This window comes from Kineosporia babensis, from assembly GCF_021129305.1.
GTDB lineage: Bacteria > Actinomycetota > Actinomycetes > Actinomycetales > Kineosporiaceae > Kineosporia > Kineosporia babensis.
On the sequence record NZ_JAJOMB010000064.1, the window covers coordinates 1 to 2,266 of the forward strand.

Sequence of the window (2,266 nt, forward strand, 5' to 3'; positions counted from 1 at the left end):
TGTGCGCCACGAGGCGCCGTGTGTATCGAGGGGCGGTGAGAGACCGATCCCGTCGGGTCGTCGCAGCGGCCTGATGAAGCCTGGGGGCAGCCTGGCCGGGAGGACGACCGGATCCGGGTGGCAAGCGGCCCCGACGAACCAGGCCGTGCTGGTACTGCCAGACGGTGCGGGCCTGGTGGCGAGGTCAGAAGGTGCAGCGTAAGCGAACCAGTGGTTGACGCTCCGTAAGCGCGAAGCCGTGCTCGAAACCTGGTGGATCTGGGCCGGTCTGCAGTGCACTGACTCTGCCATCCCGATAGTGCAGTTACAGAATTGGGTTGGTGGGGTTGGACTCCGAAGCCGTTTAGTTCCATCGGTGGGGAGGCCATGGTGAAGGCCTGCGGCGTAACCATGGCGATGCTGCCGGAGTAGAGCTGGGCGCCTCCCTGACCGATCGAACACGCAGTGAACGTGGGAACCACCTCACGGTTCCCGTCCGGGCAGGAAGCCATCCTGCCTCGGGTGGGTAGGTCCGTCGCTGATCGATGGCCGCGGGGTGGGGCGGAGGTCTCGTAGTAGTCGCGGGCGTCACGACCCGCCGGTGGAGGCCGGGAAAGCCGGTCGCAGGGCGAAGGGGACCAGCTTGTCATGCAGCAGTCGGAGGCTGGAATGTCAGGAGGAGAGCCGGAAATGGGCTCATCGTTGGTGAATACCGGCGAACCGGTGTCCGCGCGGGTTGCGGCGGAGCAGCGGGTACTGAAGATCCAGGCCGGGCTGCACCGTTGGGCCCGCGATGATCCTTATCGCAGGTTCGATGATCTGTTCAACCTTGTCGCTGACCCGGCTTTCCTGATGGTGGCCTGGGATCGGGTGGCGGGGAACAAGGGTGCCAGGACGGCCGGGGTTGACGGGCTGACCGTCGGGACTGTTCACGAGCAGCAGAGCGTCGGGGTGTTCCTTGCGGATCTGCGTGAGCAGTTGCGCTCCGGTGGTTTCCGGCCGTTGCCGGTTCGGGAACGGATGATCTCGAAGGCGGGTGGCAAGTTGCGCCGTCTGGGGATTCCGAACGTGGCGGACCGGGTTGTTCAGGCGTCCTTGAAACTGGTGCTGGAGCCGATTTTCGAGGCGGATTTCCTCCCGTGTTCCTACGGGTTCCGTCCCGGGCGCCGGGCCCATGATGCGGTCGCCGAGGTGAACTACCTGGCCCGTCGCCCACGCAACTACGAGTGGGCGCTGGAAGGTGACATCACGGCGTGCTTCGACGAGATCGACCACACCGCGCTGATGGCGCGGGTGAGAGACCGTGTCGGGGACAAGCGTGTCCTGGGGTTGGTGAAGGCATTCCTGAAAGCGGGCATCCTCGGTGAGGATCGGCTGCTAAGGGAGACCACTGCCGGGACCCCGCAGGGTGGGATCCTGTCCCCGCTGCTGGCGAACGTGGCGTTGTCGGTCCTGGACGAGTTCATCGCCCAGGAACCCGGCGGCCCGTCCAGTAGTGAAGGGGTCAGGGCCCGACGGTATCGGCAGGGTAAGGCCAACTTCCGGTTGGTCCGGTATGCCGACGACTGGTGTCTGATGATCCGTGGCACCAGGGAGCATGCCGTGCAGTTGCGTGAGCAGATCGCGCAGGTGCTCTCCGGGATGGGTTTGCGCCTGTCCGAGGGGAAAACCCTGATCACCCACATCGACGAGGGGCTGGACTTCCTCGGGTGGCGCATCCAGCGCCACCGTAAACGAGGAACGACCAGGCACTACGTCTACACCTACCCATCGAAGAAGGCTGTGAAGGCTGTCACGGGCAAGGTGAAGATGTTGTGCCGACAGATCGAGATCACCGTCCCTATTGACGATCTGCTGCGCCGGGTCAACCTGGTGTTGCAGGGATGGTGCGCGTACTTCCGTGCGGGGGTGTCCTCGGCGACCTTCTCCTACCTGAGTCACTACGTGTGGCAGACGGTCTGGCGATGGATGCGCCGAAAGCACCGCAAGAGCACGTGGAGACAACTACGGCGCATCTACTGCGGTGGCGGATGGTGGCCGGCCAGTTCGCGCAGGAGCCTGTACGACCCGGAGAAGGTGACGACCACTCGTTACCTGTATCGGGGAAAACAGATCCCTGCGCCCTGGCCCGAACCGGGCGCGACGATGGTCGCTTCCGGTCTTTAACGGGACGAGTGGAGAGCCCGGTGCATTGAAAGGTGCACGCCGGGTTCGGGAAGCGGCCCGGGGAAGACGGACCGACTGCCCTCACCGGGTGGTCGGCACCGCGTCCCTGGGCCGACTTTAC

The 2,266-nt window shown here is 64.9% G+C and carries 1 protein-coding gene; it reads left to right on the top strand.

Features of this window, described 5'->3' with window-relative positions:
* Window positions 1-684 precede the first annotated feature (684 nt).
* The gene (ltrA, locus tag LR394_RS40965) at window positions 685-2,145 is read left to right on the top strand and encodes a group II intron reverse transcriptase/maturase (protein ID WP_407937223.1); all 1,461 of its coding nucleotides are present in this window, start codon (window positions 685-687) and stop codon (window positions 2,143-2,145) included.
* Window positions 2,146-2,266 lie beyond the last annotated feature (121 nt).